This window comes from Pseudoalteromonas sp. T1lg22 (assembly GCF_002964645.1).
Taxonomy (GTDB): domain Bacteria; phylum Pseudomonadota; class Gammaproteobacteria; order Enterobacterales; family Alteromonadaceae; genus Pseudoalteromonas.
The window spans coordinates 90516-116075 of the sequence record NZ_PQBY01000016.1; the positions used below are offsets into that span (position 1 = coordinate 90516).

24 protein-coding genes and 1 pseudogene are annotated in these 25560 nt (G+C 50.4%); 5 read left to right on the top strand and 20 right to left on the bottom strand.

Annotated elements, in window-relative coordinates; genetic code table 11:
* Nucleotides 1–17: 17 nt before the first annotated feature.
* Nucleotides 18–1148 carry a bifunctional tRNA (adenosine(37)-C2)-methyltransferase TrmG/ribosomal RNA large subunit methyltransferase RlmN gene (locus C2M24_RS09990; RefSeq protein ID WP_105200220.1) on the bottom strand — a complete coding sequence of 377 codons (1131 nt, stop codon included), beginning with the start codon at nucleotides 1146–1148 and terminating at the stop codon, nucleotides 18–20.
* 168 nt (nucleotides 1149–1316) lie between these two features.
* Nucleotides 1317–1748 carry a nucleoside-diphosphate kinase gene (gene ndk / locus C2M24_RS09995; protein WP_105200219.1) on the bottom strand — a complete coding sequence of 144 codons (432 nt, stop codon included), beginning with the start codon at nucleotides 1746–1748 and terminating at the stop codon, nucleotides 1317–1319.
* 282 nt (nucleotides 1749–2030) lie between these two features.
* Between ndk and trhP the strand changes: the two genes are divergently transcribed.
* Nucleotides 2031–3383 (top strand): prephenate-dependent tRNA uridine(34) hydroxylase TrhP, encoded by a 1353-nt coding sequence (gene trhP, locus C2M24_RS10000; protein ID WP_199775711.1) that lies wholly within the window; start codon nucleotides 2031–2033, stop codon nucleotides 3381–3383.
* A gap of 2 nt (nucleotides 3384–3385) precedes the next feature.
* Here the strand turns inward: trhP and C2M24_RS10005 are convergent, their stop codons facing one another.
* The gene (locus tag C2M24_RS10005) at nucleotides 3386–4255 is read right to left on the bottom strand and encodes a kinase (RefSeq protein WP_105214671.1); all 870 of its coding nucleotides are present in this window, start codon (nucleotides 4253–4255) and stop codon (nucleotides 3386–3388) included.
* Between the two features lie 265 nt (nucleotides 4256–4520).
* Between C2M24_RS10005 and C2M24_RS10010 the strand changes: the two genes are divergently transcribed.
* Nucleotides 4521–4781, top strand: a complete 261-nt coding sequence (locus C2M24_RS10010; RefSeq protein ID WP_105200309.1) for a YfhL family 4Fe-4S dicluster ferredoxin — start codon at nucleotides 4521–4523, stop codon at nucleotides 4779–4781.
* Nucleotides 4782–4794: 13 nt separating this feature from the next.
* Here C2M24_RS10010 and C2M24_RS10015 read toward each other — a convergent pair whose 3' ends face one another.
* The 13 genes and pseudogenes from C2M24_RS10015 to trmJ form a co-directional block, all read right to left on the bottom strand.
* On the bottom strand, nucleotides 4795–5034 hold the full coding sequence (locus C2M24_RS10015; protein ID WP_105214673.1) for a hypothetical protein: 240 nt from the start codon (nucleotides 5032–5034) through the stop codon (nucleotides 4795–4797).
* 289 nt (nucleotides 5035–5323) lie between these two features.
* Nucleotides 5324–6706, bottom strand: coding sequence for a Gfo/Idh/MocA family protein (locus C2M24_RS10020; RefSeq protein WP_105214675.1), 1383 nt, complete (start codon nucleotides 6704–6706; stop codon nucleotides 5324–5326).
* A gap of 130 nt (nucleotides 6707–6836) precedes the next feature.
* A pseudogene (locus C2M24_RS10025) lies at nucleotides 6837–7966 on the bottom strand (phosphotransferase enzyme family protein).
* 22 nt (nucleotides 7967–7988) lie between these two features.
* Nucleotides 7989–8876, bottom strand: a complete 888-nt coding sequence (locus tag C2M24_RS10030) for an NTP transferase domain-containing protein (protein ID WP_233999537.1) — start codon at nucleotides 8874–8876, stop codon at nucleotides 7989–7991.
* 91 nt (nucleotides 8877–8967) lie between these two features.
* Nucleotides 8968–10401, bottom strand: a complete 1434-nt coding sequence (locus C2M24_RS10035) for an NAD-dependent succinate-semialdehyde dehydrogenase (RefSeq protein WP_105214677.1) — start codon at nucleotides 10399–10401, stop codon at nucleotides 8968–8970.
* A gap of 71 nt (nucleotides 10402–10472) precedes the next feature.
* Nucleotides 10473–10811 carry an ISC system 2Fe-2S type ferredoxin gene (fdx, locus tag C2M24_RS10040; protein WP_105200213.1) on the bottom strand — a complete coding sequence of 113 codons (339 nt, stop codon included), beginning with the start codon at nucleotides 10809–10811 and terminating at the stop codon, nucleotides 10473–10475.
* A 3-nt stretch (nucleotides 10812–10814) separates the two neighbouring features.
* Nucleotides 10815–12677 (bottom strand): Fe-S protein assembly chaperone HscA, encoded by a 1863-nt coding sequence (hscA, locus tag C2M24_RS10045; RefSeq protein WP_105214679.1) that lies wholly within the window; start codon nucleotides 12675–12677, stop codon nucleotides 10815–10817.
* 39 nt (nucleotides 12678–12716) lie between these two features.
* The gene (gene hscB / locus C2M24_RS10050) at nucleotides 12717–13244 is read right to left on the bottom strand and encodes a co-chaperone HscB (RefSeq protein ID WP_105214682.1); all 528 of its coding nucleotides are present in this window, start codon (nucleotides 13242–13244) and stop codon (nucleotides 12717–12719) included.
* A gap of 92 nt (nucleotides 13245–13336) precedes the next feature.
* Nucleotides 13337–13660, bottom strand: coding sequence for an iron-sulfur cluster assembly protein IscA (iscA, locus tag C2M24_RS10055; protein ID WP_105200210.1), 324 nt, complete (start codon nucleotides 13658–13660; stop codon nucleotides 13337–13339).
* Nucleotides 13661–13669: 9 nt separating this feature from the next.
* Nucleotides 13670–14053, bottom strand: a complete 384-nt coding sequence (gene iscU / locus C2M24_RS10060) for a Fe-S cluster assembly scaffold IscU (protein WP_105200209.1) — start codon at nucleotides 14051–14053, stop codon at nucleotides 13670–13672.
* A 34-nt stretch (nucleotides 14054–14087) separates the two neighbouring features.
* Nucleotides 14088–15305, bottom strand: coding sequence for an IscS subfamily cysteine desulfurase (locus C2M24_RS10065; RefSeq protein ID WP_105200208.1), 1218 nt, complete (start codon nucleotides 15303–15305; stop codon nucleotides 14088–14090).
* A 32-nt stretch (nucleotides 15306–15337) separates the two neighbouring features.
* A complete protein-coding gene (gene iscR / locus C2M24_RS10070; RefSeq protein WP_105200207.1) occupies nucleotides 15338–15829 on the bottom strand; it encodes a Fe-S cluster assembly transcriptional regulator IscR in 492 nt (163 codons plus the stop codon).
* A 163-nt stretch (nucleotides 15830–15992) separates the two neighbouring features.
* A complete protein-coding gene (gene trmJ / locus C2M24_RS10075; RefSeq protein WP_105214684.1) occupies nucleotides 15993–16724 on the bottom strand; it encodes a tRNA (cytosine(32)/uridine(32)-2'-O)-methyltransferase TrmJ in 732 nt (243 codons plus the stop codon).
* Between the two features lie 214 nt (nucleotides 16725–16938).
* Here trmJ and suhB point away from each other — a divergent pair, with 214 nt between their 5' ends.
* Nucleotides 16939–17742, top strand: coding sequence for an inositol-1-monophosphatase (suhB, locus tag C2M24_RS10080; RefSeq protein WP_105214686.1), 804 nt, complete (start codon nucleotides 16939–16941; stop codon nucleotides 17740–17742).
* 65 nt (nucleotides 17743–17807) lie between these two features.
* On the opposite strand, the gene C2M24_RS10085 is transcribed toward suhB, so the two are convergent.
* Both C2M24_RS10085 and C2M24_RS10090 read right to left on the bottom strand, forming a co-directional pair.
* Entirely contained in the window at nucleotides 17808–19904 is a 2097-nt protein-coding gene (locus C2M24_RS10085; protein WP_105200198.1) for a TonB-dependent receptor, read from the bottom strand.
* A 134-nt stretch (nucleotides 19905–20038) separates the two neighbouring features.
* Complete coding sequence (locus C2M24_RS10090) at nucleotides 20039–20710, bottom strand: tRNA-uridine aminocarboxypropyltransferase (protein ID WP_105214689.1); 672 nt, start codon at nucleotides 20708–20710, stop codon at nucleotides 20039–20041.
* A gap of 70 nt (nucleotides 20711–20780) precedes the next feature.
* On the opposite strand from C2M24_RS10090, the gene C2M24_RS10095 reads away from it, so the two are divergent.
* Nucleotides 20781–21323, top strand: coding sequence for a GNAT family N-acetyltransferase (locus C2M24_RS10095; protein WP_325034815.1), 543 nt, complete (start codon nucleotides 20781–20783; stop codon nucleotides 21321–21323).
* Nucleotides 21324–21652: 329 nt separating this feature from the next.
* Nucleotides 21653–21976 carry a hypothetical protein gene (locus C2M24_RS10100; RefSeq protein ID WP_158677911.1) on the top strand — a complete coding sequence of 108 codons (324 nt, stop codon included), beginning with the start codon at nucleotides 21653–21655 and terminating at the stop codon, nucleotides 21974–21976.
* Nucleotides 21977–22075: 99 nt separating this feature from the next.
* Here the strand turns inward: C2M24_RS10100 and lpdA are convergent, their stop codons facing one another.
* Entirely contained in the window at nucleotides 22076–23488 is a 1413-nt protein-coding gene (gene lpdA / locus C2M24_RS10105) for a dihydrolipoyl dehydrogenase (RefSeq protein ID WP_105200195.1), read from the bottom strand.
* 153 nt (nucleotides 23489–23641) lie between these two features.
* Nucleotides 23642–25555, bottom strand: a complete 1914-nt coding sequence (gene aceF, locus C2M24_RS10110; protein WP_105214691.1) for a pyruvate dehydrogenase complex dihydrolipoyllysine-residue acetyltransferase — start codon at nucleotides 25553–25555, stop codon at nucleotides 23642–23644.
* Between the last annotated feature and the right edge of the window lie 5 nt (nucleotides 25556–25560).

Below are 25560 nucleotides of genomic sequence, written 5' to 3' on the forward strand. Positions count from 1 at the left end.
AAGGGCTTATTTTTATGTTACTGAGAGACATTTACCGCGATTGCGTTCTTTTCTCGCTCCTGACGTTTGGCCAGTCGCTTGGTTCTATCGACTACATCACCCACCAGCTGACCACAAGCGGCATCAATATCATCACCTCGGGTACGTCTGACTATGGTGGTGATGCCAGCGGCTTGCAGTACCTTGGAGAAACGGTCGATGCGTGAGTTGCTGGAACGACCATATTCATTGCCCGGGAAGGGGTTGAATGGGATCAAGTTCACCTTAGAAGGCGTGCCTTTTAGGGTTTGCACCAACTCATGGGCATGATCCGTGCTATCGTTTACTTCCTGCAGCATCACGTATTCTACCGTCACTTCCTTATTCGCTTTAGACCCGTCGATATAACGACGACAAGCGGCCAGGAACTCTTCGATCGGGTACTTCTTGTTAATTGGTACCAACTCGTCACGCAATGGATTGTTCGGTGCGTGCAAAGAAATAGCCAGAGCCACGTCGATTTGCTCTTTAAGCAAATCAAGGGCCGGCACCACGCCAGAGGTACTTAGGGTAACGCGACGTTTCGACAGGCCAAAGGCCCAATCGTCCATCATCAGTTCCATCGCAGGCACGACGTTTTTAAGGTTTAGCAAAGGCTCACCCATGCCCATCATGACCACATTGGTAATAGGACGACGGGTGCTATCGCCATGCAGGCCGATATCTTTGGCCACACGCCACACCTGACCTATGATTTCCGACACCTTAAGGTTACGGTTAAAGCCCTGCTGCGCGGTCGAGCAGAAGGTACATTCAAGGGCACAGCCAACCTGAGAAGACACACACAAGGTAGCGCGGTCTTTTTCCGGGATCCACACAGTTTCTACTTCCTGGCCACCATCAAGGATAAGTGCGTACTTGATAGTACCGTCGCTAGAAGGTTGTTTAACCGTGATCTCCGGCGCACGAATTTCACATTCGGCTTGCAGGCGAGCCTTCAGCTTCTTATTCAGATTGCTCATTTCTTCGAAGTTATCGATGCCGAAATGATAGATCCACTTCATCACCTGATCGGCACGAAACGGCTTTTCACCAATGGATGCAAAATAGTCGCGCATACCTTGGCGATTAAAATCGAGTAAATTGATTTTTTTCTCAGTCGTGGCCATGAATAAACCTCTATCAGGTGACGGATAAAACGAAGGCGGCAATTGTACACAATTTAACCATTATAGCAATTTCTTAGTTCACTCAGCGCAGAGCAAATAAACTAAGGAATTGCATGAGACAAGAAAAGGGCCTGAAGGCCCTTCCCTGGTTCTGCTTACAACTCGAAATTAACGAGTACGTGGGCAGATTTCTTCTTCAGCGAAGAAGTAAGCGATTTCGCGAGCAGCAGACTCAGGAGCGTCTGAACCGTGTACCGCGTTCTCGTCGATGCTGTCAGCATAGTCAGCACGTAGAGTACCAGCAGCCGCTTCAGCTGGGTTAGTAGCACCCATGATTTCGCGGTTTTTACGTACTGCATCTTCACCTTCAAGAACCTGAACCATTACTGGGCCAGAAGTCATGAAAGAAACAAGGGCACCAAAGAAAGGACGCTCTTTGTGCTCAGCGTAGAAGCCTTCAGCTTGCTCTTGTGAAAGGTGAACCATTTTAGATGCTACGATCTTAAGACCAGCAGACTCGAAACGGTTGTAGATTGCACCGATGTGGTTTTTAGCTACCGCATCAGGCTTAACGATAGAGAAAGTGCGCTCTAAAGCCATGTGTTGCTCCAAATAACGTTAAATTTAAGTGTTAAACTTTACCGGGCGCGAATTATACGCGCTTTAGCATGAAAATCCTACTACATTGTGACCCAGGCAAGACTAACAAATTTTTGTGACGCTTTGACTAATGGGCCTCACGGAACCCGGGCCATAGACCGGATGCAGCTCCACCAGCTCACCCAAACCCTGATCCAAATCAAAATCCTCAGCGGGCACACGCGCTAGAATCCGCCGCTATTTTTTACCTCAGTTGACTCGGACTCAGCCAAGGAATTAACCATGTCTATCTTTACTCCTGAATTACTTAGCCCGGCGGGCAGCTTAAAAAACATGCGCTACGCCTTTGCTTATGGCGCCGATGCAGTTTATGCCGGACAACCCAGATACAGTTTACGGGTGCGCAACAACGAATTTAATCTCGCCAACTTAGAGCTGGGTATCAACGAAGCCCATGCGCAAAATAAAAAGCTTTACGTGGTGTCTAACATCGCTCCGCATAATGCCAAGGTAAAAACCTATTTGCGTGATATCGAGCCGGTTATTGCCATGAAACCGGATGCGCTGATCATGTCCGATCCGGGTCTGATCATGCTGGTGAAAGAAAAATGGCCGGATATGCCCATTCATTTGAGCGTGCAGGCCAATGCGGTGAACTATGCCAGCGTGCTGTTCTGGGCTAAGCAAGGCATAGAGCGGGTTATTTTATCCCGGGAATTATCACTGGAAGAAATCGGTGAAATCCGCGAGCTTTGCCCTAACACCGAGTTAGAAGTGTTTGTGCACGGCGCCCTGTGTATGGCCTATTCTGGGCGTTGCCTGCTCAGCGGTTATATCAACAAGCGTGACCCGAACCAAGGCACCTGCACCAACGCCTGTCGCTGGAGCTATGATGTCAAACCCGGCGAAGAAACAGAAACCGGTGACCTGGTGCACAAGATCGATCCGACTCTGGGCCTGGGTGAGCCAACCAAGGAAGTCTTTATGCTCGAAGAGCAAGGTCGCCCGGGGGAATACATGCCTGCATTCGAAGACGAGCACGGCACCTACATCATGAATTCCAAGGACCTGCGCGCGGTGCAATATGTGGATGCGCTGACGCGTATGGGTGTGCACAGCTTGAAGATAGAAGGCCGCACCAAATCCTTCTATTACGTGGCACGCACCGCTCAGGTTTATCGTCGCGCCATCGACGATGCGGTGGCCGGCAAGCCCTTCGACCCGACGCTGATGAAGAGCCTGGAGCATCTGGCACACCGTGGCTATACCGAAGGCTTCTTAAAGCGCCATGCACATCAGGACTACCAAAATTATGACTATGGCCATTCGGTCTCCGACTCGCAGCAGTTTGTCGGTGAAGTGTTAGGACGCACCAACAATGGCCTGGTGGAAATCGATGTGAAAAACAAATTCTGTACCGGCCATTCGTTAGAGCTGATGACGCCACAGGGCAATATCAACTTTAACCTTGAGCATATGGAAAATAAAAAGGGCGAAAGCATAGACGATGCTAAGGGCTCGGGGCATATAGTTCGTATTCCACTGCCGGAAGATCTGGACCTGGACAAAGCCATCCTGCTGCGCAACTTAATGCCGGGTCAGGACACTCGTAACCCCTTCCCTACCCAAGGGTGAGACTACAAGGCATTGTGATAGGCGGTAATACGGCGCTCTAAATCCAGTTCCAGCACCACCTGAGTGCGGTGTGGTAACTGAGTTAAGGCATGACGGGTAAGGCGCTCAAAGTAGCTTATAAAATCAGCGACTTGCGTCTTACTCATGGTGTGGGCCGTATGACCGACGCGGGCAATCAGTTTTTGCTCCTGCTGCCAGCGCCAGGCCAGCACCGCATCGAAGCTTGGCGCCTTCAACATTATACTGATATCGGCATCGGCAAATACCGGCTGATAATGCTGTGCCAGGCAAGTATTCACGTAGCGCCGCCAGCGGCCATCCGCATCTTGCTCTTGCTCAAGGGCATTAATGGGCACCAGCAAGGCTTCTTCGCTTTGCGCTGGTGTGCCCACACACCAGCCTTCAATAATAAGCACGTCGATGGGGCGCGAGAAGTGCTGCCACTCCCCGGGGTCACAGGGCTCGTCCATCGCTTTATTGAAGCGTGGCACGCTCAGCGGTGCTTGCCCCTCACGGACAGCGTCCACCAGCTTATGCAAGCGGGCGATATCATGTGTTCCGGGCACGCCCCGGGTCACCAATAAGGGATGCACCTGCTGCGCCAATTCATAACGCTGCGCCTGGGAGTAGTAAAAGTCATCCAAGGAGCAGGCGCAGACATTAAGTCCGCCTTCTTCCCGCAGGTGGCAGGCGAGATAATCCGCCAGAGTGCTTTTGCCCGAGCCTTGCGCGCCGTTGATAGTCACAAACAGTGCTGCCCTTGGCTTTTTGGTGGCACTAATTTGCTGCGCCAAGGGCGCAAAATAGTCCGTGATCTGTGCCCCATACTGAGCTGTCAGTTTATGAAGAGATAAAAATGCCGCTGTATCCATCTTAGCGCTCTGCCCTTTTGTTACCCTGTCTAGCCTCAGTGCATACCCTGGGCCAACATATAAGTACATTATAAAACAGTGGCTTATTTACTCCACCTTGAAGAGTGGCACCAGTTTGGTGCAACAAGGAGCCCAACCGAGCGACGTTTACACCTCAAGCATTTTTTGTTTTAGATCAAAACAAGGCGAATTAGCCTCACCTTGGCTAGTGAGTCACAGGGGAATTTTATGTACCATCGCGCACCTGCGTTTATGGGGTAAAAAAATGGCATTACTGATCAACGACAAATGCATTAACTGCGATATGTGCGAACCCGAGTGCCCGAATGGTGCCATTTATATGGGTGCGGAGATTTATCAAATAGAGCCAAGTAAATGCACCGAATGCGTCGGCCATTATGATAACCCAACCTGTGTGAGCGTATGCCCTATCGACTGTATTAAGCCGGATCCCGAGCATAAGGAAACACTCGCTGAGCTCGCCGATAAATATGTACAGCTAACGCAAGGCGACGAGCCCAACTAACCACCCGCATGGATTAATCCTTAGCAGGAATTACATCAGTTTGTTTGTCACTCGGCAGCGCCTTAGTTGGCTGCAACAACATCTGGGTGAGCGAGTCCTGTATGGCCTTTTTCTGCGCCGCCACTAACTGGGCCAACGCCTCTTGGGTGGTCTGCTTAATGGCCTGCTCCACTTCCTGCACCAGGGTATTGGCATGGGTCAGTGAACTCATTAACAGTAGACCGGAAACTATGGCTGCATGTAGGTATTTCATAATGGTATCCTTGGTTCAAGCTAGTAAGTAAATGTCCCTTAGTTACTATCAACGACCGTGCCAAAATAAAATAACCATAAAATTCAACAACCTGTAAACAGGATTCTATTTTCACCACACAAATAGCGTCCGCGAACGGACACCTCTGTGTCCAAGGCCGGACACTTATCGTCATCCATCTAGAAATATGATTTTGTGGGTCGGCGCGCTGTGCCGACATTGCTACAGAAGGGCATTTTTGTCGGCCTAAAAGACCGACCTACAAAGCCGGCCTACATCTAGGGCTGTGTTATGCGCCGACTATGCCCAGGGGTGTGGCGCTGCGCCAGGCGCCACGAGTAAAGTCCGGAATAGTGATGGACTCACTGCGATTGGCCACCGATTGCGCTGACAGCGGCGAAATTACCGACCAGGCAGCGCCGTCATAGACATCCTGGTCCAAAGGCTCAGCATTGCGCAGGCAATAGATCATGCGCCAGAACATCAAGAAATCCATACCGCCGTGACCGCCATTGCGCTCGGCTTCAGCGCCCATTTTCTGCCACAAGGGGTGATCATATTTATCGTACCAGGGCTGCATATCGTATTCCCATTCGTGGAAACTCTTGTTGCCGCCATGCTCCAAGGCAATACGGTTCGGGAAGCCGGCGAAAACCCCATTGGTGCCCTGGATCAGGTTGTGACGACTATAGGGGCGCGGCGTGGTGGTATCGTGTTGCACCATGATACTGCGGCCGTTAACGGTTTTGATCAGCGTGGTATTCATGTCGCCAGCAATATACTTAAGTTGATTACGCCCGTGCTCCGCCGGGAATTCACGCTGGGCGTAGGCGGCACGGCCCAGAGCAGGCGAGCTCATGGAGGTGAGGTAATCAAAACGATCACCCCGGTTGATATTCATATACTGGGAAACCGGGCCCAAACCATGTGTGGGGTAAAGGTTGCCATCACGGCGCGTATGCCAGGCGGTACGCCACGAGCCTGTCTTGTGCTCGATTTCTTTCATCTGCCAGCGCAGCTCATGAATATAGGCTGCCTCACCGTGAAGTAACTCGCCGAAGACACCCTGGCGCACCATGTTCAATACCATCAATTCGTCACGGCCGTAGTTGACGTTTTCCATCATCATGCAGTTTTTCTGGGTGCGCTCGGCGGTGTCGACTATCTCCCACATTTCTTCAACCGTCAGCGCCAGTGGCACCTCAACAAAGGCGTGCTTGCCACTGTTCATGGTGTCGATGGCCATGGGCGCATGCCAGCGCCAGGGCGTGGAAATAATCACTATATCTATATCATCGCGGGCCAACATGTCTTTATAGGCCAGCTCGCTGTCACCATAGGCGGTGGGTTTTTCCTTGCCTTCTTTAACCAGGAAGTCGACGGCGCGATCCAGCACCTCTTGGTGAGTATCACAAATGGCTTTGATTTCGGCGCCCTCAATGTAGCTCATGCGTTTTACATGGCCATAGCCACGCTGACCCACACCGATAAAGCCGACCCGCACCACATCCATTTTTGGGACGATTAATCCGATCACCGACTGGCCCTGAGCCTTTGGTGTAGCCGCAGTACCAGCGGCAGTTCCGGCGCAGCCCGCCATCGACGCCGTTGCGGCGGCACCGGCCACCGCTCCCGCCGCCTTTAAAAAATCGCGTCTGTTGAATTGTTTCATGCTCGTTCCTCAGTCTTGCCTTTCCAGGCTTTTCTAGCAAGCTAGCGTAAAGCACCAAGGCAGGCAAAAAGAACGAGATTAATGGCAAATGAAAGCGATAAAAAACCCAGCTATTTGCTGGGTCTGTAGTTTAAGCATTATCAATCAGCGACTTAAGCCTTTCTTGTTGCGCCAGTACGCTGCGATACAGGGCAAACTGATTATTGGCTCTATCGAGATTATGGCGGCCGTGCTTAATGCTGAAATAATGGTCGCCGTCGATATAGTCGGTAAGAAAACGCACCCCGATCATAAAGGGCATCACCCTGGCGCCAAGCCAGAAGCTGGCCTTTTCCTCGGCGGTAATGTGCGCCTTTAAAGGCTCAATGTAGCCCTTAACCAGGGCGGCAAAGATTTCTTCACGCACCCGCACATTCGCCAGGTTAATACTGTCTTCTTCTTCCGGCGAGCAGAAGGTGCGCACCATGTCGCCAAAATCGAATAACCAATAACCGGGCATGCAGGTGTCCAGATCGATCACCGCTTTGGCCGCGGGTGCAGCCGCGGGTGCAGCCGCGGGTGCTGCCGCAGGCGCAGCCTTTGGCTCTGACGTACCCTGCTTGTCACTAAACAGCATATTGTTGATTTTGGTGTCGTTATGACAAGGACGCAAAGGTATTTGCGCGGTAACCGTCACCACTTCATCTATTAGGAAAGCTTGCTCGCGACAAAAATCCAACTGCTGCTGTACGTCCTTAACACGACCGAGTTTATCGGCTTGCACAGCCTGCTCCAGCATGTCCATGCGCATGGCGAGATTATGAAAATCCTTGATCACCGGATACAAGGACTCGGCGTCGAAATCCTGCAGCGCGGCGGCAAAGCGACCAAAGGCACTGGCAGCAACCTGAGCCTGCAAGGGCGACTGCACCACCTCTTCACTGCGGCTGTTACCGATAAATTCCAAGGCCCGCCAATACTCACCATCAATGCTCGGCAAATAGCTCCCCTCCAGGGTGGGCACATGCTTGATCACTTCAAGATCATACTGGCTTGCCTGATGTTTTTGCATCAGGTCTGCTCAATTTTACGGGCATTGGCGACTAGTTTTTCGGGCTCAGGAAAGACTTGGGTATTGAGTTTCTGTACCACCACACTGCCATCGCGATGTCCTAACAACATGGTGGTATTAATATGGCCGTTGCCTATGGCCTTTAAGCTCAGTGGTGGCGCAAAGCCGTATTGCTGCGCTAACAGCTGCGCATAATAATCTGTATTCATAGGTGTATGTTTGGCAGCCCCGTTACTTATGGCTTAATCCCTTAAGCGCGGCGATATTCCGAGCCAGTAGGGGCAATTCATCTTTATAGGTCATCCCCATCCAAGCCTGCTTGGCGGCGTATACCTCGACCACAGCTAAGTGCTGGTCAATGCCGTATTGGATTTGATCGGGAAGATAATACTCCTTTGCGTTGCCCTTGTCATGGTGACCAAGGAAGTCATCAAAGTTTTCTGCCAAAATCGTAAAGAGTCGCTTGTCTATCCCCCAAAAGGTCATTGACGCAAGGGCATCCGAAGCCAAAGCTCTCGCCTGTCCCTTGTCGTTGAGGCCAACTAAGGTGCCATCTTCCTGGTATTGGATATTCAGCACTTCATCCACACGCACGAGTTGCTGCAGCTCATTAAGGGCACAAATACCGCGATTAACTCCTCCTTGCTCCGACAAGGTTTGTTGCAGTGGATAGGCCACACAGGCCCAGTTGCTGCTGCGCTTAAAGTGTTGCACCAGTTGTTTATAGGCCTGGCTGCCGTAATAATCATCGGCGGTGATCACTATGGCCTTGTCGATAACCGCCTCTTTCGCGCATAACAGTGCATGACCCGTGCCCCAGGGCTTTTGCCGCTGTGCTGCACGCTGTGCGTACTCGGCGGGAACATCTTCAAGGCGCTGCTCAACCAGGGTGACTTCCAGATCGGCGGGCAGCTTAGGCAATATCTCTTGCTCAATATAAGCGCGCACGGCAGCGTTGATCACCAGCACCAGATGGCGAATACCGGCGTGATAGGCATCTTCAATGCTCAACTCCATTATGGTGCGATTGACTCCGGGCAGCGGGGCGATTTGCTTGGCGCCGCCAAAACGACTGCCTAATCCGCCCGCCAGCACGACCAAACTAATATGTGGATTCACAAGCACTTATCCATTACTGCAAAAATGAGAGTGTAACGACTAGCGCCCCGGCACTGCAAATATCTGGGGTAGCATACCCGTTTAAATGCCGCTAACCGATATTTAAGCACAGGTACTTTTCTTCCAGATACTCGTCCAGTCCCTGATGGCCGCCTTCGCGTCCCAGGCCCGATTGCTTTACGCCGCCAAAGGGTGCAACCGGATTGGAAATAAGCCCTTCGTTGATCCCCACCATACCGTATTCCAGCGCCTCGCCGACACGGTAAATCTGGCTTATGTCCTGACTGTAAAAATAAGCCGCCAAACCATAAGGAACGGCATTGGCCTGGCTAATCGCCTCGGCCTCATCGCTAAAGGTGGCGACGGTCAGCACGGGACCAAAGATCTCTTCCTGACTGATGCGCATCTCGGCATTTACATTGGTAAGCAACAGCGGCGCCACATAGTTACCGTCTAAGGAAGCAGCCTGGTTAACCTGTTTGGCACCTTGTTCAAGCGCGTCTTTAACCAGTTGCAACACCTTGTCTTTGGCGGCAGGGTAAATCAAGGGACCAATATCCACCCCGGCACTAAAGCCATCACCCACGCTTAAGGCCTGGACTCGTTCGGCCAGTTTGGCGGTTAAGTCCTCAGCGACGCTCTCATCCACCAAGACTCGGTTTACACAGACACAGGTTTGTCCGGCATTGCGAAATTTGCTGGCAATAATGCCATCGGCGGCCTTATCCAGATCGGCGCTGGCAAACACCAGCAGGGGTGCGTTACCGCCAAGCTCCATGGAGGTGCGTTTTATCGTTGGGGCACACTGGGCCAGTAATTGCCTGCCCACGGCGGTGGAGCCGGTAAAGGTGAATTTGCGCACCACCTCTGAAGCACAGAGCTGCTCTCCCACTTCCTTGGCGCGATCGCTCAGCAGCACATCAAAAGCGCCCGGTTCGAAGCCGGCTTCATGGGCTAAGTGCGCCAGGGCCAAGGCAGATAAAGGCGTATGCTCGGAGGGTTTTAAAATAAAGCTGCACCCGGCGGCATAAGCCGGTGCCACCTTGCGGGTGATCATGGCGATAGGAAAATTCCACGGAGTGATGCCCGCCACCACGCCCACACCTTGCTTAATAACCGAAATTCTATGCTTGTCATTGCTGGCGGGAATAAGCTCACCATAGCTTCGCCTGGCCTGCTCGGCATACCATTTTATATAGTCGGCCCCATATTTAACCTCCCCAAGCGCTTCCGCCAAGGGCTTGCCCTGCTCCTTGGTCATCAGCTCGGCCAGTGCCTGCTGGTTAGCGATCACCAGGTCATACCAACGCTCAAGCACCTGGGCACGATGCTCACAACTGGTATTTTTTAAACTGCTAAAGGCCCGCTCGGCGGCACCAATGGCTTGCTCGACTTGAGCCGCTGTTACCCGGGATACGCTCGCCAAAACACTGTTGTCGGCGGGATTAAATACATCAAACTCCCCCTCTCCCTCTAGCCACTGGCCATCGATAAAGGGCTGGGTAAATAACAAGGCCGTACTCATATAAGTCTCCCAATAAAAAAGCCGCTGATTCTATGATACAGCGGCTTTTTCTAATTTACATGCGTGAAAGCTTAATGCTCTTCATTCACTATATTGAGGTTGTATTTGGGGATCTCAACCACCAAATCCTCGTCGGCTACTCTGGCCTGGCAACCCAGACGCGACTCAGACTCTAGCCCCCAGGCTTTATCCAGCATGTCATCTTCAAGCTCATCGCTTTCTTCCAAGGAGTCAAAGCCCTCACGAATAATCACATGGCAGGTAGTACAGGCACAGGACTTTTCGCAGGCATGAGGAATGCTGATGCCATTTTTAAGCGCCACATCCAATACCGTCTCACCGGCCTTGGCTTCGATGGCTGCGCCCTCTGGGCATAGCTCTTCATTGGGTAAAAAGATAATTTGTGGCATTGCTTATACCTCATCTACTGATTGGCCTTTCAAGGCCTTTTTAATTGATGCATCCATACGACGGGCGGCAAACTCGCTACTCGCCGCATCCACCTTTTCGATGGCGTCTTTAATCTTTTGTGGCTCTGTGGTGCTGGCACTGATCGCCTGCATCTGTGCCATGGCTTCACGTAGCGTCGCCAGTTCTTGCTCGTCCAGTAAGTGGCTGTCGGTGGCAAGCGATGCTTCCAAAGCTTCATGTACGCGTAAGACTTCTACCTGTTGCTCTTTGAGCATACGCGCCTGCATATCTTCTTTGGCGTTGCTCATCGAGGACTTAAGCATCTCGGCTACCTGATCATCGGATAAGCCAAATGAAGGTTTCACCTGAATTTCCGCCTGTACGCCGGTGGATTTCTCCATCGCAGTCACGCTTAGCAGACCGTCGGCATCGACATTGAAGGTCACGCGAATATGCGCCGCACCGGCGGCCATAGGCGGAATACCTTTAAGACTGAATTTAGCCAAAGAGCGACAATCGTCAACCAGTTCTCGTTCGCCTTGCAGCACATGCAGTGACATGGCCGTTTGCCCGTCTTTAAAGGTGGTAAATTCCTGCGCGCGCGCTACCGGAATGGTGGTATTGCGAGGAATGATCTTCTCGACCAGGCCACCCATGGTTTCCAAACCAAGAGACAGGGGTAATACGTCCAACAGCAACATATCCGCTTCCGGCTTGTTGCCTACCAGGATATCGGCCTGAATGGCGGCACCGATGGCAACTACGCGATCCGGGTCTATGCTGGTTAACGGCTCTTTGGCAAAGAACTCACCCACCTGCTCACGCACGATAGGCATGCGGGTCGAGCCGCCCACCATCACTACTTCGAGCACCTCATCCGTACTTATACCGGCATCTTTGAGGGCACGACGACAGCTACGCAGGGTTTTCTTCACCAGGGGCAGAGCCAGCTCGGCGAATAATTCACGCGTGACTTCAACTGTATGCGTTTGTCCATCGAACTCCAGGCCAACATTGACCTTAGCATAGTTTGTAAGTGCTTCCTTACAAGCTTTCGCTTTATTGATAAATAAACGCAGGGTATTGGCTGATAGGTTTTGAGCTGAAGTTTGCTGCTTGAAGTGTTCAACTAATAACGCATCGAAATCATCACCGCCGAGGGCTGAGTCACCACCGGTAGCCAGCACTTCAAACACCCCTTTATTGAGGCGCAAGATAGAAATATCAAAGGTACCACCGCCCAGGTCGTACACGGCGATTACCCCTTCCTGACCCGAGTCCAAACCATAGGCTACCGCCGCGGCGGTTGGCTCGTTCAGTAATCGTAGCACCTTAATGCCGGCCAGTTGCGCCGCATCTTTTGTGCTGTGACGCTGGGCGTCATCAAAATAGGCCGGAACCGTGATCACCGCGCCGGTAATGGTGTCGCCACCAAAGCTTTGCTCAGCGCGCTCACGCAGGGCGTTTAAGATATCGCTCGATGCCTGTACCGGGCTGATATCGCCTTGGCGGGTACGAATATGCAAACTGCCGTTGTCATCGCTGAATTCATAGGGCAATTGACCATAGCTACTTTCTATTTCCGCCTGGGTTTTACCTAGGAAACGCTTAACTGAAATCAGGGTATTATGCGGGTCGTCTGCGGCATGAACCGCAGCTTCTTGGCCAACCACATGGCCTTGCTCTAAATAGCGTACCACAGAAGGCAACATGGCGTTACCCAGCTCATCGGTGAGGGTTCTGGCCTCGCCGCTTTGCACCGTGGCCACCAAGGAGTTGGTGGTACCTAGGTCGATACCTACCGCGAGTTTATGTTCATGAGGTGCCGTGCTTTGCCCCGGCTCAGCAATTTGCAGTAATGCCATGTGTGTTATAAAACCTTTTTACTCAATGCTGATTAGTCACTAGTCGTCAAATAATTCATCTTCAATGCGCTCCAGCTCGTCTTTTAATTTAAAAACAAACTTGAGTTTTCGCACGTTATCCGCCGCTTTTTGCCAATCATTTTCATCCTGGCTGGCTAATAGACTTTGCAGCTCATTGCTGTATTCGTTGTTCAACTCTTTAATGTGCTGCTCTAGCTTGGCAATCGCCGCATCTGGGTCATCGCTTGTCTTGACCTCTTCAAGCTCTTCACGCAGCTCCATTTGCTGCATCAAGAACATAGGATCTTGCAGGGTTTGCTGCTCGCCACGAATTTCCAGACCTAACTCGGCCAGCATATATTCGGCGCGTTTAAGGGGGTGCTTAAGGGTTTGCAGAGCATCGTTAATTTCCGCCGTTTTTTGCACCGCCAGCAGCTTTTCTCGCTCACTGCCGCCACTGTGTCGGTCCGGATGCGCCGCCCGTTGCAAATCTAAATAGCGGGCGCCGATCATTTGCAGATCGACGTCATAATTTACCGGGATCGAAAACAATTCAAAATAACGCATGAAAAACCTTTATAACGAAAAGCCCTACATAAGGTAGGGCTTAAGCGAATACAATACCTGATCCTGAGCAACGCCTTGCCCAATAAGTGCCGTTATACGGTAAAGCTCTCGCCGCAACCACATTCACCATTTTGGTTCGGGTTATTGAATTTAAACCCTTCGTTTAAACCTTCTTTGGTGAAGTCCAGCTCGGTACCATCTATGTATACCAGGCTCTTTGCGTCGACAACGACCGTTACGCCCTTGTGCTCGAAGGTTTCATCACCTTCGCTAAGTTCATCAACAAACTCAAGAACGTAGGCAAGCCCTGAACAGCCTGTGGTTTTAATGCCCACACGCAGACCCAATCCTTTACCACGATTGTCTAGAAAGGATTTTACGCGCTCCGCCGCTGCATCTGTTAAGGTGATTGCCATACTACTGCCTTATTTGCCGTGTTTACTCTTGTAATCTTTAATCGCTGCCTGGATCGCATCTTCTGCCAGAATTGAGCAGTGGATTTTCACCGGTGGCAACTCAAGCTCGGCGCTGATGTCGGTGTTTTTGATTTCCGCAGCTTCGTCAAGAGTCTTGCCCTTAACCCACTCGGTTACCAATGATGATGATGCAATGGCACTACCACAACCGTAAGTTTTAAACTTCGCGTCTTCAATAACGCCTTGCTCAGAAACCTTGATTTGTAGCTTCATTACGTCACCACACGCCGGTGCACCAACCATGCCCGTCGCTACGCTTGGATCATTTTTGTCAAGAGAGCCAACGTTACGTGGATTCTCTACGTGATCTATTACTTTATCACTGTATGCCATAACTTTTACCTCGCTACCTTGTTACTGCCAAGGCTTAATGATGTGCCCACTCAACCGACTCTAAATCAATCCCTTCCTGATGCATCTCCCAAAGTGGAGACATCTCACGAAGTCGGCTAATAGACTCTTTAATAAGTTTAACGGTGTAGTCGATTTCTTCTTCGGTGGTAAAGCGACCAATGCTGAAACGGATAGAACTGTGCGCCAACTCATCGTTACGACCTAGGGCACGCAATACGTATGAAGGCTCAAGGCTGGCCGATGTACAGGCTGAACCTGAAGAAACCGCAATGTCTTTAACTGCCATTAGCAGCGACTCACCTTCAACGAAGTTGAAGCTGATATTGACTATGCCAGGCACAGAGTGCTCTGGTGCACCGTTGAAGTATACTTCGTCCATATCCTTCATAATGCCGTCGATTAGACGAGTGCGTAAGGCACTGATATGGGCGTGATCTTTATCGAAATCTTGTTTAGCGATGCGGAAAGCCGCACCCATGCCAACGATCTGGTGCGTGGCTAGTGTGCCCGAACGCATACCGCGCTCGTGACCACCGCCGTGCATTTGCGCTTCTAGGCGAGCACGTGGCTTACGACGCACGTAAAGGGCACCAATACCCTTAGGACCATAGACCTTGTGGCCAGAGAAGGACATGAAATCAACTTTCAGCTCTTGCAGGTCAATTTTCACCTTGCCGGCGCTTTGTGCAGCATCAACATGGAACATGATCTTGCGCTCTCGGCACATCTCACCGATGGTGGCGATATCTTGAATCACACCTAGCTCGTTGTTTACGTGCATTACGCTTACTAGGATGGTGTCATCGCGCATGGCGGCTTCAAGCTTTTTCAGATCAAGCAGACCGTTAGCTTCCACGTCCATATAGGTTACTTCAAAACCTTGACGCTCAAGCTCACGACAAGTGTCGATTACCGCTTTATGCTCGGTGCGCACGGTAATAATGTGCTGGCCTTTCTTCTTGTAGAAGTTAGCGGCACCTTTGATGGCCAAGTTATTTGACTCTGTGGCACCCGAAGTAAATACGATTTCGCGTGGATCGGCATTAATCAGCTCAGCGATATCGTGACGCGCCTGATCGATTGCCTCCTCGGCCTGCCAACCAAAGCGGTGCGAACGTGATGCTGGGTTACCAAAATTACCTTCCATTGTCAGGCATTGCATCATTTCTTCGGCAACGCGCGAGTCCACTGGCGTTGTTGCTGCATAATCTAAATAAATTGGTAACTTCATACTTTCTCCGCTCACGGCAACCCTGGGGTTGCTCACAATTGACAGCTGACTTCTATATTCTCTAACTTGCTCAGGGCATCACTTAGGCTTTTATCCTGGCGCTGGGCCACTTCTTTAATGTCGGACTTATTGACCAACTCGGCTAACGTGATGCCATGTAAAAATTCTTCAATGCGCTGACTTAACTCAGTCCACAGGGTGTGGGTAAGGCAACGCATACCACTTTGGCAGCCGCCCTCAGCACCATGACAACGAGTGGCATCCACCGACTCATTTACGGCGCTAATCACATCACCCACGGAAATGGCACTGGCCTCTTTGCCGAGCAAATAACCGCCGCCAGGGCCTCGTACCGAGGTCACCAAACCTTGCTTACGCAAGCGCGCGAATAATTGCTCCAGATAAGACAAGGAGATTTCTTGCCGCTCGGAAATGTCGGCAAGGGGAACGGGCCCAACATCTGTGTGTAGCGCAACATCGAGCATAGCGGTAACCGCATATCTGCCTTTAGATGTTAACTTCATAACGCCCCCATACTCATCAAGAGTGTGAATTTTAATTACCTGAGTATTAGAGTCAAGTATTTACTAGTACTTGAGTGAAATACTCGGGTATTCATTCACATTGTAAATACCTGAGTGATTTAGTCAAGTATTTATCCGCTTTGAAAAGTATGGATTTGACCCTTTATTTAGGGTCTTTCATCTGCTTGTCGACCGAGGTCAACATGCCACGCAAAATGTTCAGCTCCTGTTGCTCTGGACGCGCTCGGTTAAACAAGCGTTTTAGCTTGGTCATAACCTGACCCGGGTGCTGCTTAATGATAAAGCCGGTGTCGCCAAAGGTTTTTTCCAGATGCTCATAAAAGCGCTGCATCTGCTCGTTGCTCGGGTATTCGGCTTCATCTTCTTCAACCACCTGCTCTTGCTTATCAAGGAACTGCATGCGGGTTTCATAGCACAGGGTTTGCACCGCCATAGCCAAGTTCAGTGAGCTGTACTCTGGGTTCGCGGGAATACAAACATGGAAATTACACAGTTGCAGTTCATCATTACTGAGACCGCTGTTTTCACGACCAAAGACCAGGGCCACAGGGCCTTGCTGAGACTCACTAACCAGCTTTTCGCCACAGCCACGGGGGTCAACCATGGGCCAGCTCAGGGTGCGTGAGCGCGCACTGGTGCCAATCGCCAGACTACAGCCTTCAAGAGCTTCTTCTAAGGTCGAGACTGTGGTTGCAGTGCCAAGAATATCCGTGGCACCGGCCGCCAAGGCACTGGCATGACTGTCGATTTCACAGGCCGGGTCGACCAGATACAGGCTGCTAAAGCCCATGGTTTTCATCGCCCGTGCGGCGGAGCCGATATTGCCCGAATGTGAGGTGTTAACTAATACAATGCGAATATTCTCTAACGCCATAGTGATGTGCTTATGCTTTCAATAACCAATTTGCGCGCTAGTTTATCATAAGCCTTGCCAGCAGGAGTTGAAATTTCCTCCATCTTTACCCTCAAAGATGCATTGCGGTTAAAAAAACAGCAATTATTTTTACGAACTTTATTTACTTTGTCAGTAAAATCGTTAGAATACTCCGGCTCAAAATATTGTTCTTTTACAACCCAAAGGTAATGCTATGCATCCAATGTTAAACATTGCGATTCGCGCTGCGCGAAACGCAGGTAAGGTGATTTTGCGCGCCTGTGAAGATTTATCAAAAGTTGAAGCCACTCAAAAAGGCAACAACGACTTTGTGACTAACGTCGACAAAGAGGCTGAAGCCGTTATTCGCGAAACCATCTTAAAAGCGTACCCAAACCACAGCATTGTGGGTGAAGAACTAGGTCAACTTGAAGGTTCTGACGCAGATTACCTATGGGTTGTCGATCCTCTCGACGGCACCACTAACTTTATCCAAGATATCCCGCATTTCTGTGTATCGATTGCCCTTAAGGTAAAAGGTCGCATCGAACAAGCGGTTGTTTATGACCCAATCCGTGGTGAGCTTTTCACCGCCAGCCGTGGTCAAGGCGCCCAGCTTAACAGCAAGCGTATCCGTGTAAGCAACGCCAAAGACTTGTCTGGTACCGTGCTGGCAACAGGTTTCCCGTTCAAGCACAAGCACCATATGGATGCCTATATGGAAGCCTTTAAAGCCCTATTCGTACACACCTCTGATATTCGTCGCGCGGGCTCTGCAGCGCTGGATATGGCCTACGTAGCTGCCGGTCGCGTTGATGGCTTCTTCGAAATTGGTTTGAAACCTTGGGATACAGCCGCAGGTCAGCTACTTGTTAAAGAAGCAGGTGGTTTGGTGATGGACTTCGCCGGTGGTGCAAACTTTGAGAAAAGCGGCAACATAGTATGTGGTGCTCCTAAGCTAGCCCAAGCCCTTGTAAAAGAAATTCGTCCGGTACTAACCGAGTCATTATTGAAATAATCACTCCTTTATCGGCAATAAAAAACGCGAGCCTTAGCTCGCGTTTTTTTGTGTCTCGTTAACCGTTACAGCTCGTAAGTAAAGCTCACACCCGCCACACGCGGCTCACCATATTGCACATAGGTTTGCGTAGCGTATTCATTTACCGGATTGTTACCAAACTCAAAGCCGCGAGTATAAGTATCTTCATCCAGGGCATTACGCACCCAGAAGTTTAAGTCCCAGTAATCCGCCTGATAGCCAATGCTGGCGTTTACCAGGTTCGCATGCGGTGCTTGCGAGTCATGGCTGTTGGAGAAGTAATACTCGTCCTTGCCTTCCATGCCCACACTCACAGATAAGGCATCGGTAATATTAAAGCGCGCGTTGATGGCATATTGATAATTAGGCGCCTGCGCCTGATCACGATCCGTTTGATCAATGCCATCGGCTGTAACAAAACCGTCGATTTCGCTTTCCAACAAACCCAGACTACCGCTTAGGGTTAGACGTGGTGAATAAACGTATTCGCCTTCAATTTCAAGACCATAGTTTTCACCGCTGTTGCCATTGTCGAAGTAACCGGCAAATTGCTGATCTTCGGTTTTCCAAGCTTTAAGCTGAATATTATCGCGATACATATAAAACGCGGTAATACGCAGATTCAAACGTTGATCGGCTGAACTGCCCTTCACACCGAACTCGGCATTCCACAGATATTCTGGATCAAAAGTACGATGGTTGAGGAAAAACTCCGCATCCTGACTTAAACCTTCATCATTGGCTTTGGCTATGGCCTCGGCGTTGATACCACCGGCCTTATAACCGCGGCTGATACTGGTGTATATCATGGTGCGTGGTACCACTTGATACTCAAGAGCGACCTTACCGCCAATCATGGTATCGTCAACGGTTTCGCTTACGCCGTGGACATCCATATAGTCGCCTTCGTTGCGCTCAACGCGCAAGCCGGTGACTAAGCGGGTTTTATCACTGATTGGGGTCTCAACTTGACCATAGATAGCCAGGTTGTCGCTATCATAGTTAGAAGTAAAATCGCCGTCATTCCAGGTATACTGGCGCAGCAAGTCAACCTCGCGCGACTGATAATACAGGCCACCAACCCAGTCACCTGCTTTAGAGGTAAAGCGCAGCTCGGCACTGTGATCTTGACGCTCACGCTCGTAGCTGTCGGTTGAGCTGTAACCCCAAGGGTGCAAGCCAGCTTTACACAGCGCTGGCTCTTGCGGGTCATTACAGACCCAGTCTTCATCATAGCTATAAAGCATATCCGCATCTAAGGCGGTCAGATTCAGGGCGATATCGGCAAAATCAAAACCGGTATAGATATTACTCAGACCAAAGGCGTTACTTTCCTGAGTATCTTTACCCGGCTGATCCGCCACACTGATACGACTGTTATCCAGAGTAAAGGCGTCATAGCCGTTATCTATATCCATAAAATGAGCGACAAACTCGGCGCGCCAGTGCTCGGTAAGTTGCGAGTGCAGCTTGATGCGTCCGACCTGCTCGTCGATATTCTGAGTATCATCACGACCCAGATAAGCATTTTTCATATAGCCATCGGATTTATTCTGATAGAAGCTGGCACGCACACTGCTTTTCTCACCAAAGCCGGTGGCCGCGGCGATACCTGCATCCCAGGCATTATAGTTACCCGCTCCCAGCTTGACCTTAAGGCTTGGCGTCACGGTCGGATCGGTACTTTCCATATGGATCATCCCGGCCATGGCATCGGCGCCAAAACGTGTGCCCTGAGGGCCACGGTAGATTTCCACCTGATCGACATCGAACAGCATGGCCGCGCCGCCTAGGCCAGAATAGTTAATACCGTCTATCACCATGCCCACGGAAGGGTTAATGGGGTCAACAAATTGCGAACGCAGGCCTATGCCACGCACCTGCACAAAGCGACCACGCGATGCCCCAGCGGTAAAGTTAACGTTGGCGGCCTGATTTAACAGCTCATCCAAATACTTGGCGTCGCGAGCGGCAATTTCGGTTTCAGAGAAGAGGCTGGCACTGGCGCTTAGCTCTTGAATCGACTCGCTTTTAAAGTCGCCGGTAACAATAATTCGTTCAATTTCACTTTCATCTGCAAAGGCGCTAACACTTAGGCTTTGAGCGACCGCACAGGCTAATAAACATAAACGTGCATTCATGCTGGGAAGGCATCCCTACTGAATTAAAAATGGAACACCGAGTCTAGCAAAATCAAGCCATTAAATGAACAGTTTAGGTACTTAAGCGGGGCGTAAAAGCGGCGCAATAGCAAAGGGAAAAAGGCATCCCATGACTAGTCACTCAGCTTAGAGCGTTTGCCCTTTAGATAGGCGCCGCGAAAGGCGACAAAATGCTGCTCTAATTTTTCTGCGGCTTCTGTCTCACCGGCCAGTTGCAACACCATGATCGCCACCTCAGCGGTGCCAAGCTGGTGTGCATGGGGGGCAACACGCAAACGATAGTCCGATAACTTTTCCGGAGTGATGGAAAGAATGGGTAAAGCATCCAGATAAGGCGACTTGCGCACCATCTTTTTGGCCTCGCGCCAGGTGCCATCCAAAAAGATAAACAAGGGCTTTTTATCCCCTTGATGCTGAACCTGGGTACAAACTCGCTCCGGTGTCATGCCTTCACTCGGGAACACCACATACGCCTGATATTGGGGATCCGCAATCAGCGCCAGTAAAGCGGGATCCGGCTCAGTTCTGTCCCAGCGAAAAGCATGGTTATCGGGGACTATATCGGCGATTAAACGCCCAGTATTGGAGGGCTTAAAGCTTTCGTTATGGTACATCAGCATACAAACCGCAACGCCACAGGGCACCGGCTCGACCCCGGCACAAATACATAAAGGCTCGGCCAAGAGGCAAGACTCACAACGGCTGAGCTTGCTGCCACGGGCTTTAAACTCGCGCTTTGCCATTGCTATTTGTTGGGTCCGCAGTTTTAATACAGAATTGGTCACCTGGTTCCGCCTTGGGGTTGCCTTGGTTTGATTCGGGCGCGTATTGTAGAGCAAACACGGAGTAAATAACATGATCACTATCCCCGACAGCGAACGCCTCAGCTACCGTCTTATGACGCTTGACGATGGCGACCTGTTCTTCGAGCTCGACCAGGATCCGGCGGTGATGAAATACATTAATGGTGGCAAACCCAGCACCCGCAAAGACATAGATGAGATCGCCCTGCCGCGCCTGGCCAAATACCTGAACCCGGAAAAAGGCTGGGGTCTTTGGCAGGTCACAGAAAAAACCGAGCAGCGCTTTTTGGGCTGGGTTTTGGTACGCCCCTACCAATTTTTTAGCGAGCAGCCCCAGTGGCTTAACCTAGAACTCGGCTGGCGCTTTAAACAGATCAGCTGGGGCAAGGGCTATGCTAGTGAAGCCGCGGCGGCCGTGGTACAGGCATTGCGTAAACAAGGTGATATAAGCCACTTTTGCGCCATTGCCGAGCAAGATAACCTAGGCTCAATAGCCATTATGAAAAAACTGGGCATGGAGTATATTCGCAGCTATACCCACCAGGATCCCATGGGCGACTGGGACGTGGTCTACTATGAAATGGCGGCACGTTAAGTGCCACTGACAAAAATAGTTACGAAAAAAATACACATTTTCTTTTAGCCTTATCCCGCGCTATTTTATTAAGCGAAAGCCGAGAAATATCAAAACCATAGCCAAATAACTGCGGCTTTGAGCCCTGCTCTGACCCAGGTTAAAAAACACAAACTGTTCACTTTGTAATCAAATGTAATGTCAGGCTGTCAAAAATACGGCTATATTTTGTAATCTCTAGTTTGAGAGCTGATACCAATTCTGTTGAGTATGTGATCAGAAATAGCATTTAGCCCGCTAGAATGATTAGCTATTTAAGTGAATTGGTATTACACAGGTATGGTGAGCAGATGGATAAAATAAATAGCTTTATGGCACTGAGCTGCACCTTAATAGAAGGTCAGGGGCATCAGCCAATTGGTGCACTAGATGGCGCCAAGGTACGACACGAATATATGCCGGTATGGCTCGCTCACATCGAGCAGTACCGAAAAGGGCTAGCGGAAAGGGTGTTAGACACCTTTGAAGCGCTGCAAGAAGTAACGCCAAAACTCTCGCGTGAACAACTCACGAATGCCATGCTTGCAGAGCGTAACGGCCGTGATTTTGTTCAAGCATGCCAGCAACTGGTTTATCTCTGCCAAAAAGGCAGTTGGCCGGGGCCGAGCATGTGAACTAGCAGTTTAATTCGCAATCATAGCGAAGCATAAAAACAAAAAACCCGGCTTAGGCCGGGTTTTTTATTACTTAGCAAAAGAGCTTAGAAAAAGCGCTTACTTCTTCTTAACTGCTTTTTTGTTTGGTAGGTCAGTGATTGAACCTTCAAAGATTTCTGCAGCTAGACCGATAGACTCGTTAAGAGTCGGGTGAGCATGGATAGTTAGCGCCAGGTCTTCACCGTCTGCACCCATCTCAACCGCTAGGCCGATTTCACCCAGCATTTCACCGGCGTTGATACCAACCATGGCACCACCGATGATACGGCCATTGTCCTTATCGAAGATAAGCTTAGTTTGACCTTCGGTACGTGCAGAAGCGATAGCACGACCCGATGCTGCCCACGGGAATACCGCAGTTTCAATGTTAAGGCCTTGCTCTTTCGCTTCTTTCTCGGTTACACCTACCCAAGCGATTTCTGGATCTGTGTAAGCGATTGAAGGAATACACTTAGGATCGAAGAAGTGCTTCTGACCAGAGATAACCTCGGCAGCAACGTGACCTTCGTGAACTGCTTTGTGCGCAAGCATAGGCTGACCTACAACGTCACCGATTGCATAGATGTGACCAACATTGGTCTTCATTTGCTTGTCAGTGTTGATGAAGCCGCGCTCGTCTACGTTAACACCCGCTTTCTCAGCGTCGATAAGTTTACCGTTAGGTGTACGACCAACAGCAACTAGTACTTTGTCGTAACGTACTGGCTCAGCAGGTGCATTCTTACCTTCGAATGATACGTAAAGACCATCGTCTTTCGCTTCAACAGCAACTACCTTAGTAGAAAGCATTACGTTGAACTTGTCTTTTACGTAGCGTGTGTAGATCTTGATAACGTCTTTATCAGCCGCAGGAACTAGTTGATCAGCAAATTCAACAACGTCGATTTGTGAACCTAGTGCACGGTAAACAGTACCCATCTCAAGACCGATGATACCACCACCTAGTACAAGTAGTTTCTCAGGAACGTCTTTAAGCTCAAGGGCACCGGTTGAATCGATTACGCGATCATCTTCAGGGATGAAAGGTAGGTTAACAGGCTGAGAGCCCGCAGCGATAATAGCATTGTCGAAAGTGATAGTAGTGCCATCAACGTCTAGGGTATTGCTGCCAGTGAATTTACCGTAGCCGTTAACTACCTTCACTTTACGCATTTTCGCCATGCCGTCTAGGCCGCCAGTTAGCTGGCCGATTACAGACTCTTTCCAACCACGGATCTTGTCCAGGTCGATTTCAGGCTTGCCGAAAGAAACACCGTGAGACGCCATTTCGCTTGCGTCATCAATAACTTTAGCAACGTGAAGTAGTGCTTTAGATGGAATACAACCTACGTTCAAGCACACGCCACCAAGGGTGCTGCGTGACTCAACTAGAGTGACTTCTAAACCTAAGTCTGCGGCACGGAAAGCTGCAGAATAACCACCAGGACCACCGCCTAGTACAACGACTTGAGTTTTGATTTCGTTGCTCATGCTATTACCTTATTTTGTCCGAACGGGAAGCAATAACGAATAATTTCATTTACCCGCCATTACTCACAAAAATTGTGCAAAGATTGTATCATTGCAAAGTAAAAAAATCCCAGTAAAAACCGTTTACTGGGATTAAAGTTCTATCTATTTAGCTTACATTACCAGGTTGCGAATATCGCTTAGGTAATTTGCCAGGGTCACAGTGAAGCGTGCTGCCAAGGCACCGTCAATTACACGGTGGTCGTATGAACAGCTTAGCGGCACCATGAGGCGCGGCTCAAACTCTTTACCATTCCACTTAGGTTTGAAGTCAGACTTAGACACACCCAAGATCGCCACTTCCGGCGCATTGACGATTGGCGTAAATGCCGTACCGCCGATGCCACCCAGGCTGGAGATGGTGAAACAGCCGCCCTGCATATCTGCAGAGGTCAGCTTGCCATCGCGCGCTTTGGCAGAAATTTCCATCAGCTCACGTGATAGTTCGATGATGCCTTTTTTGTTTACATCACGCACTACCGGTACAACCAAACCGTTTGGTGTATCTACAGCGATACCTATGTGTACGTATTTCTTCAGGATCAGGCTTTCACCGTCTTCCGATAGCGATGAGTTAAAGGTTGGGAACTCTTCCAACGCTTTCGCCGCCGCTTTCATTACGAACACAAGTGGAGTGATCTTCACGCCTAGCTTTTTCTTCTCGGCAAGGGCATTTTGCTCCTTACGGAAAGCTTCCAGGCTGGTGATATCCGCTTCATCGTATTGAGTTACGTGAGGGATATGAACCCAGTTACGGTGCAGGTTGGCACCAGATAGTTTCTGGATACGTGAAAGTTTCTTCTCTTCCACATCACCGAACTTGCTGAAGTCCACTTTTGGCCATGGGATCAGATCTACACCCGCACCATTGCCACCTTTACCGGCATTGCCAGACTCAACCTGCTTCACTAACTCTTTCACATAGTTCTGCACGTCTTCTTTAACAACGCGGTTCTTACGGCCAGTCCCTTTCACTTTGGCAAGGTTGATACCAAACTCACGAGCCAGACGGCGAACCACAGGCGATGCGTGCGCATAGTCACTGTTCTCAACGAAGTCTTCACGCTTCGCTGGCGCCGGACCACCTGCTTTTTGAGCAGGAGCGGCAGTTGGTGCAGCGGCAGGCGTTGCTGTAGCAGCAGGTGCAGCCGCACTTGCAGCCGCACTTGCAGCTGCTGGCACTGAGCCTTGTACTTCGAAGGTGAAGATAAGAGAGCCAGTGCTCACCTTGTCGCCCACATTCACTTTTACTTCTTTGACAATACCGGCGAAAGGAGCAGGCACTTCCATAGAGGCCTTGTCGCCTTCAACGTTCAGAATAGATTGCTCTTCTGACACGCTGTCACCAGCGCTGACCATAACTTCGGTCACTTCAACTTCGTCACCGCCGATATCTGGCACAACGACTTCTTTGATTTCAACGCCACCAGTTTGTGCTGGTGCCTGAGCTGGAGCGGCTGGCGCTGCAGCAGGTGCTGAGCCGGCAGTTTCAAAGACAAACACTAGCGAGCCAGTTTTCACCTTATCGCCTACGTTGACTTTAATTTCTTTAACCACACCGGCTTGTGGTGCGGGTACTTCCATAGAAGCCTTGTCGCCTTCAACGCTTAGGATTGATTGCTCTTCTGCTACCGTGTCGCCGACGCTGACCATGATTTCAGTAACTTCAACTTCATCGTCACCGATATCAGGTACCTTGATGTCAACGCTTTCGCTTGCAGCCGCGCTGGCAGCCGCGCTCGCCGCTGGGGCGGCAGGTGCACTTTCTTGCGCAGGCGCAGCTTCGGCTACCGCCGACTCACCTTCGAAAATCATGATCAAGGTGCCGGTTGAAACCGTGTCGCCTTCAGCGATTTTAATCTCTTTAACCACACCCGCTTCGCTTGCAGGTACTTCCATAGAGGCCTTGTCGCCTTCTACGGTAATAAGCGATTGCTCAACTTCAACCTTGTCGCCAACGGCAACAAGAATCTCAGTAACTTCAACCTCATCACCGCCGATATCTGGAACTTTAATTTCAATAGTCATTGCTA

Bases quoted from the DNA above. Each gene is read 5' to 3' on its own strand.
- iscA (WP_105200210.1), bottom strand. From the start codon at position 13,660: ATGGCAATCACCTTAACAGATGCAGCGGCGGAGCGCGTAAAATCCTTT.
- C2M24_RS10020 (WP_105214675.1), bottom strand. From the start codon at position 6,706: ATGAAACAATTCAACAGACGCGATTTTTTAAAGGCGGCGGGAGCGGTG.
- trhP (WP_199775711.1), top strand. From the start codon at position 2,031: ATGTCTATCTTTACTCCTGAATTACTTAGCCCGGCGGGCAGCTTAAAA.
- suhB (WP_105214686.1), top strand. From the start codon at position 16,939: ATGCATCCAATGTTAAACATTGCGATTCGCGCTGCGCGAAACGCAGGT.
- aceF (WP_105214691.1), bottom strand. From the start codon at position 25,555: ATGACTATTGAAATTAAAGTTCCAGATATCGGCGGTGATGAGGTTGAA.
- C2M24_RS10015 (WP_105214673.1), bottom strand. From the start codon at position 5,034: ATGAAATACCTACATGCAGCCATAGTTTCCGGTCTACTGTTAATGAGT.
- fdx (WP_105200213.1), bottom strand. From the start codon at position 10,811: ATGCCACAAATTATCTTTTTACCCAATGAAGAGCTATGCCCAGAGGGC.
- C2M24_RS10005 (WP_105214671.1), bottom strand. From the start codon at position 4,255: ATGGATACAGCGGCATTTTTATCTCTTCATAAACTGACAGCTCAGTAT.
- lpdA (WP_105200195.1), bottom strand. From the start codon at position 23,488: ATGAGCAACGAAATCAAAACTCAAGTCGTTGTACTAGGCGGTGGTCCT.
- iscR (WP_105200207.1), bottom strand. From the start codon at position 15,829: ATGAAGTTAACATCTAAAGGCAGATATGCGGTTACCGCTATGCTCGAT.
- C2M24_RS10100 (WP_158677911.1), top strand. From the start codon at position 21,653: ATGGATAAAATAAATAGCTTTATGGCACTGAGCTGCACCTTAATAGAA.
- hscB (WP_105214682.1), bottom strand. From the start codon at position 13,244: ATGCGTTATTTTGAATTGTTTTCGATCCCGGTAAATTATGACGTCGAT.
- C2M24_RS10085 (WP_105200198.1), bottom strand. From the start codon at position 19,904: ATGAATGCACGTTTATGTTTATTAGCCTGTGCGGTCGCTCAAAGCCTA.
- hscA (WP_105214679.1), bottom strand. From the start codon at position 12,677: ATGGCATTACTGCAAATTGCTGAGCCGGGGCAAAGCACGGCACCTCAT.
- C2M24_RS10010 (WP_105200309.1), top strand. From the start codon at position 4,521: ATGGCATTACTGATCAACGACAAATGCATTAACTGCGATATGTGCGAA.
- C2M24_RS10065 (WP_105200208.1), bottom strand. From the start codon at position 15,305: ATGAAGTTACCAATTTATTTAGATTATGCAGCAACAACGCCAGTGGAC.
- ndk (WP_105200219.1), bottom strand. From the start codon at position 1,748: ATGGCTTTAGAGCGCACTTTCTCTATCGTTAAGCCTGATGCGGTAGCT.
- iscU (WP_105200209.1), bottom strand. From the start codon at position 14,053: ATGGCATACAGTGATAAAGTAATAGATCACGTAGAGAATCCACGTAAC.
- C2M24_RS09990 (WP_105200220.1), bottom strand. From the start codon at position 1,148: ATGGCCACGACTGAGAAAAAAATCAATTTACTCGATTTTAATCGCCAA.
- C2M24_RS10035 (WP_105214677.1), bottom strand. From the start codon at position 10,401: ATGAGTACGGCCTTGTTATTTACCCAGCCCTTTATCGATGGCCAGTGG.
- trmJ (WP_105214684.1), bottom strand. From the start codon at position 16,724: ATGGCGTTAGAGAATATTCGCATTGTATTAGTTAACACCTCACATTCG.
- C2M24_RS10095 (WP_325034815.1), top strand. From the start codon at position 20,781: ATGATCACTATCCCCGACAGCGAACGCCTCAGCTACCGTCTTATGACG.